This is a genomic window from Herbaspirillum sp. meg3, from assembly GCF_002257565.1.
Classification (GTDB): Bacteria; Pseudomonadota; Gammaproteobacteria; order Burkholderiales; family Burkholderiaceae_D; genus Herbaspirillum.
This window is the reverse complement of sequence record NZ_CP022736.1, coordinates 1,990,980-2,009,548: the sequence shown is the minus strand read 5'-3', so window position 1 is coordinate 2,009,548 and position 18,569 is coordinate 1,990,980. Positions and strand designations below refer to the sequence as shown.

General features: G+C 58.5%; 15 protein-coding genes. 6 read left to right on the top strand and 9 right to left on the bottom strand.

Annotation, left to right across the window (positions count from 1 at the left end):
- Nucleotides 1-14 precede the first annotated feature (14 nt).
- The 5 genes from hmeg3_RS09120 to hmeg3_RS09100 form a co-directional block, all read right to left on the bottom strand.
- Nucleotides 15-902, bottom strand: a complete 888-nt coding sequence (locus tag hmeg3_RS09120) for an alpha/beta hydrolase (protein WP_157739231.1) — start codon at nt 900-902, stop codon at nt 15-17.
- 82 nt (nt 903-984) lie between these two features.
- Nucleotides 985-2,028, bottom strand: a complete 1,044-nt coding sequence (locus tag hmeg3_RS09115; RefSeq protein ID WP_094563446.1) for a S49 family peptidase — start codon at nt 2,026-2,028, stop codon at nt 985-987.
- Nucleotides 2,029-2,098: 70 nt separating this feature from the next.
- Nucleotides 2,099-2,470: a Rieske 2Fe-2S domain-containing protein gene (locus hmeg3_RS09110; RefSeq protein ID WP_094563445.1), complete on the bottom strand. Its 372-nt coding sequence runs from the start codon at nt 2,468-2,470 to the stop codon at nt 2,099-2,101.
- A gap of 48 nt (nt 2,471-2,518) precedes the next feature.
- Nucleotides 2,519-3,178 (bottom strand): HAD-IA family hydrolase, encoded by a 660-nt coding sequence (locus tag hmeg3_RS09105; protein ID WP_094563444.1) that lies wholly within the window; start codon nt 3,176-3,178, stop codon nt 2,519-2,521.
- A gap of 57 nt (nt 3,179-3,235) precedes the next feature.
- Nucleotides 3,236-4,270, bottom strand: coding sequence for an RluA family pseudouridine synthase (locus tag hmeg3_RS09100; protein ID WP_094563443.1), 1,035 nt, complete (start codon nt 4,268-4,270; stop codon nt 3,236-3,238).
- Nucleotides 4,271-4,957: 687 nt separating this feature from the next.
- Between hmeg3_RS09100 and hmeg3_RS09095 the strand changes: the two genes are divergently transcribed.
- The 5 genes from hmeg3_RS09095 (at nt 4,958) to hmeg3_RS09075 (ending at nt 12,839) form a co-directional block, all read left to right on the top strand.
- On the top strand, nt 4,958-8,074 hold the full coding sequence (locus hmeg3_RS09095) for an Rne/Rng family ribonuclease (RefSeq protein WP_094563442.1): 3,117 nt from the start codon (nt 4,958-4,960) through the stop codon (nt 8,072-8,074).
- 257 nt (nt 8,075-8,331) lie between these two features.
- Nucleotides 8,332-9,456 (top strand): GTP 3',8-cyclase MoaA, encoded by a 1,125-nt coding sequence (gene moaA, locus hmeg3_RS09090; protein ID WP_094563441.1) that lies wholly within the window; start codon nt 8,332-8,334, stop codon nt 9,454-9,456.
- Nucleotides 9,456-10,100, top strand: a complete 645-nt coding sequence (mobA, locus tag hmeg3_RS09085) for a molybdenum cofactor guanylyltransferase MobA (protein WP_094563440.1) — start codon at nt 9,456-9,458, stop codon at nt 10,098-10,100. The genes moaA and mobA overlap by 1 nt, the downstream gene beginning before the upstream one ends.
- Nucleotides 10,101-11,387 (top strand): gephyrin-like molybdotransferase Glp, encoded by a 1,287-nt coding sequence (gene glp, locus hmeg3_RS09080; RefSeq protein WP_094563439.1) that lies wholly within the window; start codon nt 10,101-10,103, stop codon nt 11,385-11,387.
- 12 nt (nt 11,388-11,399) lie between these two features.
- On the top strand, nt 11,400-12,839 hold the full coding sequence (locus tag hmeg3_RS09075) for a coniferyl aldehyde dehydrogenase (RefSeq protein WP_094563438.1): 1,440 nt from the start codon (nt 11,400-11,402) through the stop codon (nt 12,837-12,839).
- Between the two features lie 46 nt (nt 12,840-12,885).
- On the opposite strand, the gene rmuC is transcribed toward hmeg3_RS09075, so the two are convergent.
- From rmuC to hmeg3_RS09055, 4 genes are all read right to left on the bottom strand, one after another.
- Nucleotides 12,886-14,361: a DNA recombination protein RmuC gene (rmuC, locus tag hmeg3_RS09070; RefSeq protein WP_198361808.1), complete on the bottom strand. Its 1,476-nt coding sequence runs from the start codon at nt 14,359-14,361 to the stop codon at nt 12,886-12,888.
- Between the two features lie 17 nt (nt 14,362-14,378).
- Entirely contained in the window at nt 14,379-14,780 is a 402-nt protein-coding gene (locus hmeg3_RS09065; protein WP_094563437.1) for a group II truncated hemoglobin, read from the bottom strand.
- 65 nt (nt 14,781-14,845) lie between these two features.
- The gene (locus hmeg3_RS09060; protein WP_094563436.1) at nt 14,846-17,347 is read right to left on the bottom strand and encodes an ABC transporter permease; all 2,502 of its coding nucleotides are present in this window, start codon (nt 17,345-17,347) and stop codon (nt 14,846-14,848) included.
- Between the two features lie 122 nt (nt 17,348-17,469).
- Nucleotides 17,470-17,826 (bottom strand): hypothetical protein, encoded by a 357-nt coding sequence (locus tag hmeg3_RS09055; protein ID WP_094563435.1) that lies wholly within the window; start codon nt 17,824-17,826, stop codon nt 17,470-17,472.
- Nucleotides 17,827-18,033: 207 nt separating this feature from the next.
- Here hmeg3_RS09055 and hmeg3_RS09050 point away from each other — a divergent pair, with 207 nt between their 5' ends.
- Complete coding sequence (locus tag hmeg3_RS09050) at nt 18,034-18,426, top strand: lysozyme inhibitor LprI family protein (protein ID WP_094563434.1); 393 nt, start codon at nt 18,034-18,036, stop codon at nt 18,424-18,426.
- Nucleotides 18,427-18,569: the final 143 nt, after the last annotated feature.

Here is an 18,569-nt window from a genome sequence, read left to right as displayed (position 1 = left end):
GACCTCACCTGACCTCACTGCTTGCGGCCAACGCTGGCAGTGATCCAATCAGCAATGCGCGTCACCACGTCCTGCTCGATACCGTTATAGCCGTGATAAGCCCTGGCTTCGCAGGGGTCGCCCTGACTCGTTCCTCCGCGCACACTGATCAACTCCTTTTGCGAGACGGCACTCAGCGCATCCATCAGCCGCGGGATATCGCTGAACGCGCACAGCTTGCATCCATCCTGTTCGTGATGAACCACCAGCACGGGAATACGCAACCCTTGTAGTTGCATGTCGGGTACGGCGCGACCACCTTTGTTCTCGTGCAGAATGGTGGACGTCAGCACCAGCCCGTCCGGCCCGCCGTTCGTGCGATCCAGCTGCGTTGCGATGAATGCTGCCGATTGCGTACCGCGGCTGGTGCCGATCAGCCATACGGAAATCGCTGACTGCGCCATCTGTTGCTGACGCAGCCACGCCATGACGGCTTTCATGTCTTCCACATGCTGAGAAGTCTGGCGAAAGCCACCGAGAAACGGAAAAGACTGCCGATCTGACGGCGCATCCACAACGGCAACCGCAAGCCCGTGCTCGACAAACAGCTGGCGCGAACGTACGAGGAAGTTACCGCCACCACCCATGAACTCGCCCTCGGTGGAAATCTGCAAACCGCCCTGTCCGCCGGCAAACAGAATCACTGTCGCGACCGGATGCTGTGGAACCAGGTAGAGGAAGCGTTGCGTCACGCCGGGACGCGTTGGCACGTCAACGACCTGCTGGGTAAATTGCACCGCCTGATTCGTTTGCGACCGCGCCGTTGCAATGGTGAGCGATGCAAGCAGCAAGCCAAAAGCCAGTGCACGAAAGATACGCGTGACGGTGGAAATACGATTTCCCGGATGTCTGAGTGTATGCATCGCCCCCTCTCCTACTCGAATGTCTCGGCAATAAAAAAGGCGACGAAGCCGCCGCCTTTCTTCTTTTTTATCGACGATCTGATTACCGCAGTTGAATCGCGCCGCCCGACAGCATCGACTTGGCAACACCACTGCCCACCGCTACGCCGAACTTCTTCAGCACGCGCTCAGGCAAACCTTCGGTTTGGGTGTAATCGACCAGATCTTCCGCCTTGATCACGTCGCGCGCCACGCTGTCGACAGTGCCATAGCCATCGGCCAAGCCCATCTCAACCGCTTTGGAGCCGATCCAGAACAGGCCGGAGAAAGTTTCCGGCGTTTCTTTCAAACGCTGGCCGCGGCCTTTGCGTACAGCATCGATAAATTGCTGATGAATGTCGCTCAGCATTTGCTGGGCGTATTCCTTTTGCTTGGCGTTTTGTGGGCTGAACGGGTCCATGAACCCTTTGTTCTCGCCCGCAGTCAGCAGACGGCGCTCAACGCCGACCTTGTCCATCAGGCCGGTGAAACCAAAACCATCCATCAGCACACCAATGGAACCGACGATACTGGCCTTGTTGACGTAAATCTTGTCAGCCGCCGCAGCGATGTAATAACCGCCGGACGCGCACATTTCTTCCACCACGACGTACAACGGCTTCTTCGGATATTCCTTGCGCAGGCGCACGATCTCATCGTTGATCATGCCGGCTTGCACCGGGCTACCGCCGGGGCTATTGATCTTGAGGATGACGCCCATCGAATCATCGGCGGCGAATGCCTTGTCCAGCGCCGGGATAACGGCTGCGGCCGAACCACGGCCTTCGGCTTCGATGGTGCCGTTGATTTCAACCAGGGCGGTATGTGTGCCGACCGGCTCCGCATCTGACTTGGTGTAATTGAATGCCGACCAGATCACGAAGACGAACACGGCCAGCCCGGCAATCTTGAAGAAAATACTCCAGCGGCGGCGCGCACGTTGTTCCTTGACGGCAAACAGGGCCAGCTTTTCGAGCACGTCGCGCTCCCAGCCGCCCTTCTTTTCTTCACCTGCAGCTGAGCTGCCGGTAGTTGGCGGCACTGGTGGCGGAGATTGTGGTGATTGCGGCGGTTGTGCCTGAGGATTTTCGAATTCGTTATTGCTCATATCGTCACTCTGATAGGTAGCCCGAAGAAGGCCGATATGCCGCCTTCGACTGCCTTGGTTCCCGCATGGCTCATGCCAGCGCGGGCCTTACATAATCATCGGGCGTCCAGAAAATGCCGCCGTCTCTCTCAAATACCATGATCTTGCGCAAACGCGCGCCGGTGCAAGGACCGCCTTCGCATTTTCCGCTATCCGGCGCATAGACAGCACCATGCGTTGCGCACATGATATAGAGGCCGCTAGACTCGAAAAATTCACCTTCGGCCCAGTCAAGTTCGATCGGCACGTGCGCACAGCGGTTCAGATATCCGTACACCGTGCCGCCGTATCGCACCACGAAACCGGTCGCGTCGTCACCATGCACCGACACCGCAAAGCGCTTACCCTTGCCACCTTCTTCGATGTCAGCCGAGCCACATACTGGAATCGCTACTTCATCCATTACAGGTTTCCCCTGATATTGCTGTGCGTTGCGTTACTTTGCTTTTTGCTAAGCGTTTTCATTGAGCCACTGATGCAAGACCTTGATGGAGCCCGCGCTATAAAGCGGACTCAATGCTTGCAACTGCTCGACCGGATGCGCGCCGAATTCTACCGCAACACCGGCAGCGCCTGCATTAATGGCCATCTGCAAATCGTGGGTGGTGTCGCCGATCATCAGCGTGCGCCCCATTTCCTGCCCCAGCTCACGTGTGAGTTCCTGCAGCATGGCGGGATGTGGCTTGGAAAAAGTTTCATCTGCGCAACGTGTCGCATCGAACACCGACAACAGCTTGGTGGTGTTGAGTGCACGATTCAGGCCGACGCGGCTCTTGCCCGTGGCAACCGCCAGAAAATAACCTTGCTGCCCGAGATCGTCCAGCATCTCCTTGACGCCGTCAAACAAGGTCAGATCCTTGTCCTGCCCGAGATAGTGATGCCGATAGCGCTCGACGATGCGCGGGTAGTACTTGGGATCGACATCCGGAATCGCCGCCTGCATCGCATCCTGCAAGCCCAGACCGATCACATAGGAAGCAGCGCTCTTGTCGGGAATCGGCAATCCCAGATCGCGGGCCGCCGCCTGAATGCACCTGACAATAGTCGACGTGCTGTCCATCAGCGTGCCGTCCCAGTCGAACACGATTAAATCAAATTGCTTTCTTGCCATGTTTCACTTTTCAACATAATCAAAATGGGTATAGCGGCCGGCTCACGGCATGCGCAATCAGGTGTTCTCCGTCCCGGCATCGCTTGCATCCAGGCTTTTGAGGAAGCGCTGGCACTCCGGCGGCAAGCCTGCCTTGAGCGTCACCGTCTTGCCGCTGTCCGGATGTGTAAAGCTGATCTGGTGGGCATGCAAAAACATGCGCTTGAAGGCGACGCGCTCGCCATCCGCTTTCTGCAATGCTTTATTCAGCGTGAAATCGCCATATTTATCGTCGCCGACGATGGCAAACCCGCTGGCAGACAAATGCACGCGTATTTGGTGTGTCCGACCGGTTTTCAGTTCCGCTTCGAGCAAGGCAAATTCGCCATAACGGCGAATCAGTGAAAACACCGTATGCGAGGCCTGGCCGTCATCCTGCACGCGCACGCGGCGCTCTCCGTCTGCGGTGCTGTACTTGTGCAGCGGCAACTTGATGTGCTGACGCGCATTTTTCCAGTCGCCATGGACGAGCGTCAGATAGCGCTTGTCGGTCAGACCATCGCGAATCTGTTCATGCAGGTTGGTCAACGCCGAACGCTTCTTCGCCAGCAACAAAATCCCCGACGTATCACGGTCAAGGCGATGCACCAGTTCAAGAAATTTGGCATCCGGGCGCGAAGCGCGAAGTTGCTCGATGACACCATAACTGACCCCCGAACCGCCATGCACGGCGACGCCGGCAGGCTTGTCGATGATCAGCAGATGATTATCTTCCAGCAATATCTTGAACTCTGCGCCAGGGGCAACGGCGGCAGATGCCTTTTCGGCAATACGGATGGGCGGCACGCGCAGGATATCCCCGTCTTGCAGACGATAAGTCTGGTCGATACGGCCCTTGTTGACACGTACTTCGCCGGAACGCAGGACACGGTAAATATGGCTTTTGGGCACGCCCTTGCAGACGCGCAAGAGGAAATTGTCGATGCGTTGACCGGCTTCCTCTTCCGATATCGTGAGCAGCTGGACTTGCGGCGAAGCAGGTGCAGATTGGGTCGACGCGGGTGATTCAGGCTTTTCAGGCGTCTTCCCAGAAAATCTCGCTAAGTCCTTCATTTTGAATATATAATCGCTCGACGCTGGTCAGAAAACCGGTGTCAGTGTAAGAATAAAAAAGACCATTCTACACAGAGGCGTCTTCATCAGCCTCGCTAATTTGCAAATTTGATGGGGGGAACCACGAAAAATCGCAGCATGCGGCGACAGGGTCCTGTCGGCAAGCCTCGTACACCCTACGAAGACATTGTGGACGCGACATTTCTCCGCGCGGATTGGACGGTTCCTTAAAAACGTGTACGCATCATCCCTGCGCGAGTCCAGTTTGCACCGCAGTTGCAATCGGATAACGCACTTGGATGTTGAATAGATGTGCTTGGATTATCAGGATAAAGTCTGGCAAGACCTTCAGTTGAAAAACGCAGTGCTTGCCGGTTGATGCGTTGAACCCGATTCGCCGATTTGCCAACTTTTAGAAAAATGCTTCGTTTGGCTCTTAATGACAACTTACCGTCCACAGCGACCGTGACCGCCTCATGCGGAACGGAAAGCATGGATACGGAGTTGCTCGGCTTCCCGGTTCACCGCATCCGCGCCCCGTTGTGCATGAGTGCCGCCGCCATCAAGGCGCACTTCACACACTAAGGCAATTCCCTCCCCCAATCACTTCGTTCTCGCGTACATCCTTGTACTTTATGGCGTACTTTTAAAAAGCGCCATTACGGCCTCAGTGCCACGGAGTGAAACATGAAACGTATGTTGTTCAACGCTACGCAGCAGGAAGAATTGCGCGTAGCCATCGTTGACGGTCAAAAACTGATCGACATCGATATTGAAGCCACCGGACGCGAACAGCGTAAATCCAACATTTACAAAGGCGTCATCACCCGCATCGAACCTTCTTTGGAAGCCTGCTTCGTCAATTACGGCGAAGAACGCCACGGCTTTTTGCCGTTCAAGGAAGTTGCCCGCACCTATTTCAAGGAAGGCATCGATGTCCGCAACGCTTCCATCAAGGAAGCCCTGCGCGAAGGCCAGGAAATCATTGTCCAGGTCGAGAAGGAAGAACGCGGCAACAAGGGCGCAGCCCTGACCTCGTTCATCTCCCTGGCAGGCCGTTATCTGGTCCTGATGCCGAACAATCCACGCGGCGGCGGCGTATCCCGTCGTGTCGAAGGTGAAGATCGCCAGGAACTGCGCGAAACCATGGACAAACTGGACCTGCCCAACGGCATGTCCGTCATCGCCCGCACCGCAGGCATCGGCCGCAACGTCGACGAACTGCAATGGGACTTGAACTACCTGATGCAACTCTGGCGCGCCATCGAAGGCGCCGGCCAGTCCGGTTCCGGCGCTTTCCTGATTTATCAGGAATCCTCGCTGGTGATCCGCGCGATCCGCGACTATTTCCAGCCTGATATCGGCGAAATCCTGATCGATACCGACGACATCCACGAGCAAGCCCAGCAGTTCATGGCGCACGTAATGCCGGACATGGTTCACCGCGTCAAGCGTTACCACGACGACGTGCCGCTGTTCTCGCGCTTCCAGATCGAACACCAGATCGAAACCGCGTACTCGCGCACCGTGCCGTTGCCATCCGGCGGCGCCATCGTGATCGACCACACCGAAGCCCTGGTCTCCGTCGACGTCAACTCGGCGCGTGCCACCCGCGGCTCCGACATCGAAACCACCGCGTTCTACACCAACCTTGAAGCCGCCGACGAAGTGGCCCGCCAATTGCGCTTGCGCGATCTGGGCGGCCTGATCGTCATCGACTTCATTGACATGGAAAACGCCAAGAACCAGCGTGAAGTCGAATCCCGCCTGAAAGACGCCCTGCACCATGACCGTGCCCGCGTTCAGATGGGCAAGATCTCCCGCTTCGGCCTGATGGAATTGTCGCGCCAGCGCCTGCGTCCATCGCTGTCCGAGGGCAGCCACGTGACTTGCCCGCGTTGCAATGGCACCGGTCACATCCGCGATACCGAATCGTCCGCATTGCAAGTCCTGCGCATCATCCAGGAAGAAGCAATGAAGGAAAACTCTGCCGCCATCCACGTGCAGGCACCGGTCGACGTCGCCGCTTTCCTGCTCAACGAAAAGCGCGGCGAAATCCTGAAGATCGAAACACGCCATCGCGTGACGGTCATCATGATCCCGAACAAGCATCTGGAAACCCCGCACTACAAGCTCGAGCGCATCAAGCACGACGATCCGCGCCTGGACGACGCGCAAGCCAGCTACGCCATGGCCGAACAAGCAGAAACCGACATCGGTTACAGCAAGCGCCAGAAGGAAGACGTCAAGCCGCGCCAGGAAGCCGTCGTCAAGGGCATCACCCCTGACCAGCCTGCGCCTATCGTTGAGCGCAAGGTCGCTGCTCCTGCAGAACCGGTACCGACACTGGCGCCGGAGTCGGGCTTCTTCAGCAAGATCTGGAGCTTCTTCCGCGCCAAGCCGGTGGAAGCGACGCCTGTCGCCGCTCCGGTCGAAACCAAGACACCGCAAAAGCGCGAACACGCCGACCGCAACGGCCGCAATCGCAATGGCCGCAACCGCAATGGCCGCAACCGTAACGAGCGCGAAGAACGCGACGGCACTACTCCTGAGAAAAATGCCCGCGAAGAATCCGGCAAGCATGACGCCGAAGCCAAACCGGCGCGTCAGCCTCGCCCACCGCGTGAGCCGAAGGAAGCCCGTGAGCCACGCGAGCCGCGCGAAGGCGCAGAAGGTCGTAACGAACGCGAAAATCGTGAACCACGCGAACCTCGCCAGCCACGCGAAGCGCGTGAAAACCGCGAACCGCGCGAAGGAAGCGAAGCCCGTGAACCACGCGAGCCGCGTCAGCCACGCCAACCGCGTCCTCCACGCGAAGAGCGCAAGGATCTGCCGAAAGCTGACGAGGCATTGCCATTGGAAGCCGCACTGGCAACCGGTGTTGCTGCCGGTGCTGTCGAAGGCACTGAAACAGCGCAAGTCATCGGCAATCAAGTCGAAGGCACGACTGAGGAAGGCGAACCACGTCGTCGTCGCCGTCGCGGTGGCCGCAACCGTAATCGTCGTGATCGCGAACAAGGTGATAACGTCGGTGGTGAGAACGGTGAAGGCGAACTGGTGGATGGCGAAGAGTCGGCACCAGTAGCAGCATCCCTTGCACCACAAGCAGCCCCGGCTGACGATGCGGCAGAACGTCCTTGGTACGAGAAAGCCCCAGCAGCCCCGACTGCACCAGCATTGGTGAGCACGGTTGCTGAAGTTGCCGCTCCTGCCGCTGCGCCTGTTGCAGCAGCACCTGTAGTCGAAGCTGCCCCGGCGCTGACACCTGCACCTGCGCAAGAACCAGTCGTGATCGCGGCGGAGGTGCCTGTTGCTCCCGCTCCCGTCGTTACTGCTCCAGCCTTTACTGCTCCGGTCGTGGCTGAACCTGCTGTTGAAACTGCACCAGTTGCACCTGCTCCGGCTCCGGTCGTTGCAGAAGCACCGGCAGCGGCACCACAACAAATCAGTCTGTTGCCTGAAACACCTGCTCCGGCAGCCGCAGAACCAGCACCAGCACCAGCACCAGTGCCAGCACCAGCACCAGTGCCAGCACCGGTTGTTGCTGCCCCTGCACCGGTTCAGGCAGCTGTCCAGGCTACTGCACAAGCTGCACCAGCGGCCAACGGCAAGCAGCAATGGAATGACCTGCACGACATGCTGTCCTCGGCCGGTCTGACCCTGGCAAGCACCGATCCGGAAAAGCTGCGCGCCGCCCAGGCTGCCGCAGCCCAGATCGTACCGCCGGTACACGTGCCGCGTGAACGCAAGCCGTTGCCGCCGCAATCGACAGAGCCACTGGTTCAGGTCGAAACCCGTCGTTGATGCCTCTGCGTCGGCATGCACTGATGCCGACGTTGCAGCGCAGTGAAAAAAGGGAGCGAAAGCTCCCTTTTTCTCGTCTGCTGTTTCGGTAATCAAACAAAGAAAAACAAGCAAAAGAGCACTTGTACAAAGAATCAGCGCAGCCAGTTTTTTTGCCAAAAAGAAACTAAGCTCCACTCGAGTTATACGCTGTGCCTTGTTGCGGATATCGGTTCTGTACACTGTCTAATTCCCCGCCTCGTGCTATCGTAGCGAGTATGAATAAGCGCATCATCCCCATCTTTGACGAACGCCCTGTCGGCGGCATTGCAGCCGTTCCCGCGCTGTTGGAAGCACCGACCGGCTTTCTTACCGATGCCTTGATGCGTCCACTGCACGACCTGCGCATTTCGGTCACTGACCGCTGCAATTTCCGCTGTGTCTATTGCATGCCCAAAGAAGTATTCGACAAGGACTACAGCTTCTTGCCGCATTCCTCTTTGCTGTCTTTTGAAGAAATCACCCGCCTCGCCACCTTGTTCGTCGCCCACGGCGTCGAAAAGATCCGTCTGACCGGTGGCGAGCCGCTGCTGCGCAAGCATCTGGAGCGCCTGATCACCATGCTGCACGCGATCAAAACGCCCGATGGCCGCGAACTCGACCTGACCCTGACCACCAATGGCACCCTGCTGGCGCAAAAGGCCCAGGCGTTGAAAGATGCCGGTCTCAAGCGCGTCACCGTCTCGCTGGATGCGCTCGACGACGCCAACTTCAAACGCATGAACGACGTTGACGTCTCGGTCTCGCAAATCCTGCATGGCCTGGAAGTGGCTCACAAAACCGGTCTGGGCCCGATCAAGATCAATATGGTGGTCAAAAAAGGCGTCAACGATCACGAAATCCTGCCAATGGCGCGGTATTTCAAGAACACGCCGTTTGTCCTGCGCTTCATCGAATACATGGACGTCGGCAGTTCCAATGGCTGGCGCATGGATGAGGTCGTGCCTTCAAGCGACGTCATCGCCCGCATCAACGCCGAGATGCCGCTGGAAGCAATCGACGCCAACTATGCCGGCGAAACGGCACAGCGCTGGCGCTATAAAGATGGCAGCGGTGAAGTCGGCGTTATTTCCAGCGTCACCCAGGCTTTCTGCCACGATTGCAGCCGCGCACGCCTCTCCACCGAAGGAAAAATTTACACCTGCCTGTTCGCCAGTGAAGGCCACGACTTGCGCGGTCTGCTGCGCGGCGAACGCAGCGATGCCGAGATCTCCTCCGCTATCGGCAGCCTGTGGCGTCAACGCGGCGATCGCTATTCCGAACTGCGCAGCGAAAACAAGGACACATCCACAACATCGATGCCGCAAGTCCGCAAGGTGGAAATGTCGTATATCGGCGGGTGATGGCCGTGTCCATCGCGCCCCAACAGATTACAGGACTGATTCTTGCCGGCGGACGCGGCAGCCGCATGGGGCATGTCGACAAAGGTTTGCAGGCTTTTCGCGGCAAACCGCTGGCGGCACATGCACTGGAACGTCTTTCGCCGCAAGTTCGTCGTCTCGCCATCAATGCCAATCGCCATGAGAACGACTATGCAGCGCTTGGAGCGGTGTTTCATGCGCCGGTGTGGCTCGACCTGTTATCAGACTTCCCCGGCCCCTTGGCTGGCCTGCATAGCGGCCTGACACATTGCGCTACCGACTACCTGGCTGCCGTACCGTGCGACTCGCCGTTACTGCCCGCTGATCTGGTTGCCAGACTTGCGGAAGAACTTGAGCTACACAACGCCGAGGCAGCGCTTGCCGTAACCGGCGGCCATGAACAACGGCAACGCCACCCGGTGTTTTGCCTGCTGAAAAAAACGCTGCTGCCTTCGCTGACACAGTTTTTGCAAGACGACGGCCGCAAGATGGAACGCTGGTTTGCCTGCATCCGTACCGCCGAAGCCCATTTTGATGACGAAACCGCCTTCAGCAACGTCAACACCTTGCAAGAGCTGTACGCATTGGAATCGACCGGCAAAATCGACAAACTGGAATCAGAATAAATGACTCAAGCCTCCCTGTCCGACATCGTCAGCTGCATTTCGGGTTACGACCCCAACGCCATGACCGTGCCGCAAGCACAGAAGATCATCCATGACTTCGTGCAGCCGATCGAATCGGTCGAACAAGTCGCCATCCGCAGCGCCCTCGATCGCACGCTGGCGACCGACATCGTCTCGACCATTGATGTCCCTGCCAACGACAATTCCGCCATGGACGGTTACGCCCTGCGCGGCGATGACCTGGCCGAGGGCAACACATTGACCTTGCGCATTGTTGCCAGCGTCCATGCCGGCCAACGCTTTGACGGCGCCGTCGCCAACGGTGAATGCGTACGCATCATGACTGGGGCGGCCATGCCTGCCGATTGCGATACAGTGATCCCGCAAGAATTTACCGAGAATGCCGGTGAGACGTCCGTGACCATTCCTGCAGGTCGCGTACGCCGCGGCGACAACCGGCGTCTGCGCGGAGAAGATTTGCGTGACGGCCAGGTTGCCCTGCGAGCCGGCAAAATCCTGCGCCCGGCCGATATCGGTTTGCTGGCCTCTCTGGGCGTCGCGGAAGTCGGCGTCAAACGACGTTTGCGCGTCGCCTTCTTTTCCACCGGCGACGAATTGCGTTCCGTGGGCGAGCCGCTTGAACCGGGTTGCGTCTATGATTCCAACCGCTACACGCTCTACGGCATGCTAACGCGCCTGGGTTGCGACATCATCGACATGGGCGTGGTGAAGGATGATCCGCTTGCGATGGAAGCAGCGTTCCGCAGCGCCTGCGAACATGCCGATGCCGTCATCACTTCCGGCGGCGTCTCCGTCGGTGCCGCCGACTACACCAAACAAACCATGACCAAGCTTGGCGACATGCTGTTCTGGAAAATCGGCATGCGTCCGGGCCGCCCCATGGCCTTCGGCCGTATCGCCTCGCAAGGCCGCGGTGCTTATCTGTTCGGCCTGCCGGGCAATCCGGTGGCAGTCATGGTCAGCTTTTACTTCTTCGTGCGCGATGCCTTGCTGCGCATGTCCGGCGCCAACGCCAGTCCGTTGCCGCGCCTGAAAGTAAAATCTCTCTCCGCCATCCGCAAGAAACCCGGTCGCACCGAATACCAGCGCGGCATTCTCGCGGCTGACGACGATGGCGAATGGAAAGTGCGGCTGACCGGTGCACAGGGCTCCGGCATCTTGCGCTCCATGTCTGACGCCAACTGCATCATTGTGCTGGACGACGCGCAAGGCGACGTGGCCGCCGGCGACGCGGTGCAAGTCGTGCTGTTCGACGGCTTGACGTAAAGGAACACGGCGATGTCGCTATCTCTGCGCTTTCGCCAACTGCACGACCATGCGCGTGCCGAACCGAGTGCCTCATGGGAGTTACGCCGCGACAGACTGCAGCGCCTGCGCCATCTGCTGATCCGCCACAAGCACGACATCGCGACGGCGATCAGCCAAGACTTCGGCAATCGTTCTCAGCACGAGACGCAATTCCTGGAAGTCTTCACCAGCCTGCAAGCCATCGATCATGCGCTGACACACGGCCACATCTGGATGCAGCCGCAATCACGCCGCACATCCATCTGGTACAAACCCGCGCGTAACACCTTGTTGCCGCAACCTCTGGGCGTAGTGGGCATCATCACGCCCTGGAATTATCCGCTGCTGCTGACCGTCGGCCCGCTCAGCTGTGTGCTGGCGGCCGGCAATCTGGCCATGGTCAAACTCTCGGAACACACGCCGGCATTCGGCACGCTGTTCGATCAGTTGATCCGGCAATCGTTTTCGGACGATGAAATTGCCATCGTGAATGGTGATAGCAGCGGTGAGAGCGGTGGTGAGAGCGGCGGCAATGTCGCGCTAGCGCAAGAATTTTGCGCCCTGCCCTTTGACCATCTGGTCTTCACCGGTTCGACGGCGGTCGGTCGCGAAGTCATGCGCGTCGCCAGTGCCAACCTGACACCTGTGACACTGGAACTGGGTGGCAAATCGCCGGCCATCATCGGGCCGTCCGCCGACTTCCGGCATGCCGTGACGCGCATCATCAGTGGCAAGCTGCTCAACGCCGGCCAGACCTGTATTGCTCCCGACTACGTGCTGCTGCCCAAAGGCCGCGAGAAGGCCTTTATCGATTGTGCTCGCGATGTGGTTGCACGGTTTTACCCCTCTCTCAATGATGAACGCCTGCCTACCGACGACTACACCAGCATCGTCAATCAGCGCCACTACGAACGCCTGGCCGCGCTATGCAGCGATGCCCAGCAGCATGGGGCGATATTGACTCCGCTGAGCCGACGCGCACCACATGCATCGACGCGCCTGCTGCCGCCGCTTGCCGTGACGCAGGCACCACCCGAAGCACGCATCATGCAGGAAGAAATCTTCGGCCCGCTGCTACCGCTGGTCACTTATGAAAAGATCAGTGACGCCATCGCGACCGTCAACACCGGACCACGTCCGCTGGCGTTATATGTCTTCGACAAAGACTCTCGCATTATCGACCGGGTGGTGCAACAGACAGTCTCCGGCGGCGTCACCATCAACGACACGCTGCTGCATATCGCACAGGAAGACCTGCCCTTCGGCGGCGTCGGCGCATCCGGCATCGGTGCATATCACGGGGAGGAAGGCTTCCGGCGTTTTTCGCACATGAAGCCGGTATTCAGGCAGAGCCGCATCAATGCGATGCGGCTGTTCAGTCCGCCTTATGGCAAGGCATTTGCGCTGTTGATGAAGTTGTTGATTCGCTGAATCCTTGCAAACATCCCGGCTCTCGCCAGGATTGCAATGTCCGGCCTTAGAGCAATTCGCTCTGACCGTCGCCGTCGATTTCCGGCTCTGCCGTTCCCAGCAGTTTTTGCGCCGTGTCGCTCGGCAGTGCTTCCACCGACTTCAACTTGCGCGTCATTTGACGTGTACGCGTCTCGGCTTGCTCGATGTTTTTGGCCGCGCGTTCCAGCGTGCTCTTGGTTGCAGCCAGCACATCGCCAAACTTGGTGAACTCGGTCTTCACCGCACCCAGCACTTGCCAGACCTCCGACGAGCGCTTCTCCAGCGCCAGTGTGCGGAAGCCCATTTGCAAGCTGTTCAGCAAAGCGGACAGAGTTGACGGGCCGGCGATGCTGACGCGATGCGTGCGCTGCAAGTCATCCGACAAACCTGGACGACGCATGACTTCGGCATACAGCCCTTCGGTCGGCAGGAACAAAATTGCGAAGTCGGTAGTGAGTGGCGGTGACAGATATTTCTCGGCGATGGTTTTGGCTTCGCCACGCACCGCACGCTCCAACTCGCGTCCTGCTTGCGCCACGCCTTCGGCGTCGGCGCGGTCAGCGGCCTCTGCCAGACGTTCATATTGCTCTTTCGGGAACTTGGCGTCGATCGGCATCCAGACCGGCGTACCGCCGTCATCGTTGCCGGGCAGCTTGATCGCGAATTCAACGCGCTCGCCGGTATTGGGTACCGTCTCGACGTTCTTGGCGTACTGGTCGGGTGTGAGCATTTGTTCCAACAGCATTTCCAGCTGCACCTCGCCCCAGGTGCCGCGGGTCTTGACGTTGGTCAGCACCCGCTTCAGATCGCCCACACCGATGGCCAGTTGCTGCATCTCGCCCAGGCCCTGATGCACCTTGTCTAGACGGTCGGACACCAGCTTGAAGGATTCGCCCAGACGTTGTTCCAATGTCGCGTGCAATTTTTCGTCGACGGTTTTACGCATTTCTTCAAGGCGATTGCCGTTGTCGAGCTGCAGGTCCTTGATCTTGGCTTCCAGCGTAGCGCGTACTTCTGCCATGCGCTGCGCATTGGATTCGGTCAGCGTGGACAGCGTCTGATTGAGCGTGTCGCCAAAGCGCTTGAGCGAAGCGGCCTGTTCTTCACGACTGGCTTGCGCCTGCAAGTTCATCGTCTGGCGCATGCCGTCGAGTTGCTGGGCGTTGGTCTCGTTGAGCTTGACCAGTTGCTGCGCAAAGCTGTCGATCTGGTTGTTCTGCAAGGTGGCCACGCTGGTCATCTGCGCCGCCAGCGTCTGTTGCAGCTGGCCAAAATTGCTGCCGAGTTCCTGGCGTGTATTCTGTGCGTTGCTCTGCATCTGCTCGCGCAACTCACGTTCGCTGCGTTCGGCCAGATCTTGCTGGTGACGCTGCAGTTCGCTCTTCACCTGCTGCAAAGGCGTGGCGATATCGACGCCGCCGCGGCCACGCATCAGGATCAGCACTTGCAGCACGATGCCGACGGCGACGAGGGCAATAAGGATCAGTTCAGTTTGTGTCATGTCGTCGTGTTATTGATTCATTCAGGCTTGTTGCGCATCCAGTCCGCTGTCTGGAAGAAAGATTCCATCAGCCGGGTGCGCAATGTTTCGTCGAGGCCGGTGTCTTCCATTGCCCAGGCCATGCAGCGCAACCATTGATCGCGCTCCGAAATACCGATGGCGAACGGCAGATGACGCGCGCGCAAAAAAGGATGGCCGAAACGTTCGATATACAGATTGGGCCCACCGCTCCAGCCGGACAAGAACCAGTAGGTTTTGTCGCGCGACCCTTCCAGCGAGGGTGGGTGCAGCGCGCGGATGCCGGCGAACTCCGGCTCAAGGTCCATCAGATCGTAAAAACGATCCACCATTTCGCGCAGCTTGTCCGCGCCGCCGATCATGTCGTAGACAGTCGGTTGATTGGGGTCTTCGATTTGCATAGACCGAGATGATAGCGCAGCTGCCGTCCGGCCGCCCGTTCAGCCCGGTCTTTACGGGGAGATATTTATGCTTCGCGCAGCGTCTGAAGCGGCGGTCTTGCCAGAACGCTACGCAATCCGGCCCAGCCGCCAAACACCGCGCAGGCAATCCCGATCACAGCACCCGCTGCCCACAGCCATGGGCTAAAACTCCATTCGAAGTCGAATACGTAATGCGCCAGCGCCCAGCCGATGCCGGCGGCCCCGCTGGACGCCAGCAAACCGGCTACGCTGCCAATCAGCATGACCTCGATACGCTGCGCCCTCGCCAACTCCTTGCGCGTTGCGCCCAGTGCTCGCAGTAACCCCGCCTCGCGCACCCGCTCGTCCTGCGTACCGACCAGTGCGGCATACAACACCAGTACACCGGCCGTCAGTGTGAACAAGAACAAGAATTCCACTGCGGCAATCACCTGATCGACGATGTCCTGAATCTGCTTGAGTACGCTACCGATGTCGACCACTGTCAGATTGGGATAGTCGCGCGTGAGGACATTACCCAGCCCCGCCTTGGCGTCCGGCAGATGGAACGCGGTAATCCAGGTCTGCGGCATGTCTTTCATCGCCGCCGGATTGATGATCACGAAGAAGTTGACGCGCAACGAGCCCCACTCCAACTTGCGAATACTTGTGATCGGCACAGTCGCCAACTGGCCTGCGATATCGAACTGCAACTGGTCACCCAGCTTCAGCTTGAGTGTCTTGGCCAGACCTTCTTCCACTGAGGCTTCCGGCTTGCTGTCGTCGTACCATTTGCCACCGACGATGGTGTTTTGCGCCGGCAGGTCGCGCATGGTGGATAGATTGAACTCGCGATCCACCAAGCGCTTGGCGCGGTCTTCCTGATAGGTGTCGTTGGTGACCGGCTTGCCGTTGATCTGCACCAGGCGGCCGCGAATCATCGGATACAGCTGCACCTTCTGCAATCCTTCTTGGACCAGCTTTTGCTGGACGACATCTTTCTGGTCGGGCTGGATGTTGATCACAAAACGATTCGGCGCATCGGCCGGTGTCGACTGACGCCATGCACCGATCAGATCACCGCGAATCACCGTCAGCAGCAGCAGCGCCATCAAACCCAATCCCAGTGCAACGATCTGCATGGTGGTGGCGCCCGGACGACGCTGCAGGCCATCAATCGCAAAACGCCAGCTCTGATTGTCGAACAAGCCGCGCAGCGACTGCACGCTCTTGAGGCAAGCCCACGCGATCAACGCGAACAAGGCAAAGCCGCCAAGGAAACCTGCTGCCGTCATGGCCCCCAGCTTGACGTCGCCTGCCTGCCATAGCAACAAGCCGGTGAAGACGACCACACCCAGAATGTAGGTTGCGATGCTCATGGCTTTGGGTGTCGACGATTCACGCCGGATGACGCGGTTGTGCGGCACGTTGCGTAGCTGCAGAAGCGGCGGCAAGGCAAAGCCCACCAGCAACAGCAAGCCAATCGCGATCCCCTGCACCGCCGGCCACCAGCTGGCGGGCGGCAAAGCGGTCGGCATGAAACGTCCCAGCCATTCCAGCAAGACGAAATGGGCGGCAAAGCCGAGCAATACGCCCAGCGCACTACCGACCAAGCCAACCAGAATGAACTCTTGCACATACATCAGCGTGACCTGATTTTGCGTCATACCGAAACAACGCAACATGGCGCAAGCATCCAGATGACGCAACATGAAGCGGCGTGCCGCCATCGCCACAGCAACGGCGGCCAATAGTGCCGATAGCAAACCGACCAGCGAGAGAAACTGCTCGGCGCGATCCAGTGTGGCCCGCATTTCAGGGCGACCCGATTCCAGCGATTCGATACGCACGCCTTTGATGTTGCCGTCGTCAATGGTCTTCTGCAGCCATTGCTGATACGACTGCACCGACGTTGGTGCACCTGACAGCAGCAGACGATAGGTCACACGCGATCCGTATTGCACCAAGCCGGTCGCCGCGAGATCCGGCATCGACAGCATCACACGCGGTGCAAAGTTGACGAAAGCGCTGCCGCGGTCAGGTTCAACCGCAATGGCCGCCGCAATGCGAAATGATTTATCGCCCAACTTGAGCGTATCGCCGACCTTGACTTGCAAGGCCGAGAGAACATTCGGATCGACCCAGACGCTGCCCGCCGACGGCACCCCGTCGGCGACACGGTCGGTACCACCTGAAGCGTCAGCCAGCTTCAGCTGTCCCCGCAAGGGGTAGGCGTCCGACACTGCCTTGATCGAGGAAAGGATGGAGCGCGCGGCATCGCCTTCGCCCGCAATCGCCATGCTAGGGAAAACAACGGTCTGGGCCATTTGCAGATTGGACTGCGCCGCCTTGTCCTGCCATTCTGGACGCAGGGGCTGGTCGGCCCCGACCAGCAAGTCAGCCCCCAGCAGTTGATGCGCGTCACGAACCAGTCCCGCACGCATGCGATCGACAAAAAAGCCAACTGACGACAAGGCCGCGACGGCGACAATCAGTGCAATTAAAAGAAAACGCAACTCGCCGGCACGCCAGTCACGGCGCGTCATACGCAACGATAAAGAGAACATGCAGATCCTGGTTGAGCAAAAATAAGGACGAAAAACAAAACGAGAAGCGGAAATGAAAAATCAAACAAGAGAACGTAAAACTCGAAACAGGATAGCGCATACCGTCACACGGCGACGCTCACCTATCGAAACCATAGCGCTGCACCACTCAGCACCAGCAAAACACAAACGGCGTAAAGCATCTTCATCCGCGTACGCAAGTTGTCCAGCGCAGCAACCAGGCGGGCGTTTTGCTCCGCAAGCGTATTGATCAAAGCAGAAGCTTCCAACTGCTCAGACTCCAGCTGTTCCACGCGCTGTGTCAGATGAGCGAGACTGCCGACCTCTGCGTGTTCAGGATTATCCGAGCTGACGGCTTTGGCCTTCGACCTCTTGGTGCGCGACCATAAATCCTTCGCGCCCTGAACTACCGTCGGTGTCGCCTGCACGACGTCCGACCACGGTATCAATTTAAGCGCTGCGATCCAGTTAATAGGCATTCCTCTACTCCATCTTTGATTGAACTCAATACTATGCGGACATTCTAAGAACCTGCTGCGCCGTACCGGCAGATACATCATCTGAATGCCTGTCTCTGTTTGTACGTACTTGCGCCACGCATACTTTTACATTCTGCGATTTACAGATCACTTGCCAACGTCGCCCACCGGGTAGACACTCATCACCAGTCAAAGTTGAGGAAAGAAATGAAATTATCTTTATGGCGCATTGCCGCCCTGCTCTCCCTGTCGACACTAAGCGTCGCCGCGCACGCGCTCGATTGCGACAAGGCCACGACGCAAGCCGAGATGGATGAATGCGGCTCGCAAGCGCTCAACAAAGCCGATGCCGAGCTGAACCAGACTTACATCGACTACCGCAATCGCCTCAACAAGGCCCAGCAAAACCAGGTCCGCGACGTGCAGTTGGCGTGGATCAAGTATCGTGATCTTTCCTGCAAGTATGCCAGTTCCAGCACCGGCGGCTCCGCGCATGGCATGGCGCTGCAATCCTGCCTGACCCAGAAGACTCAGGAGCGCACCAAAGAACTCAAGGCGCTTGCGTCCTGCCCGGAAGGCGATATCAGCTGCCCACGCTGACTCCGGCCGGGATGGCGGAGGATGGTGCTGTCAACGCAGGCGGTTTGGCAAACGTTCATTGGCAGGCAATACATTTCATGCTGTAATGCCTCGAAGCGCAGAACACGGTATCAGAATCGCACCAACCACGTTATCCCTTATTG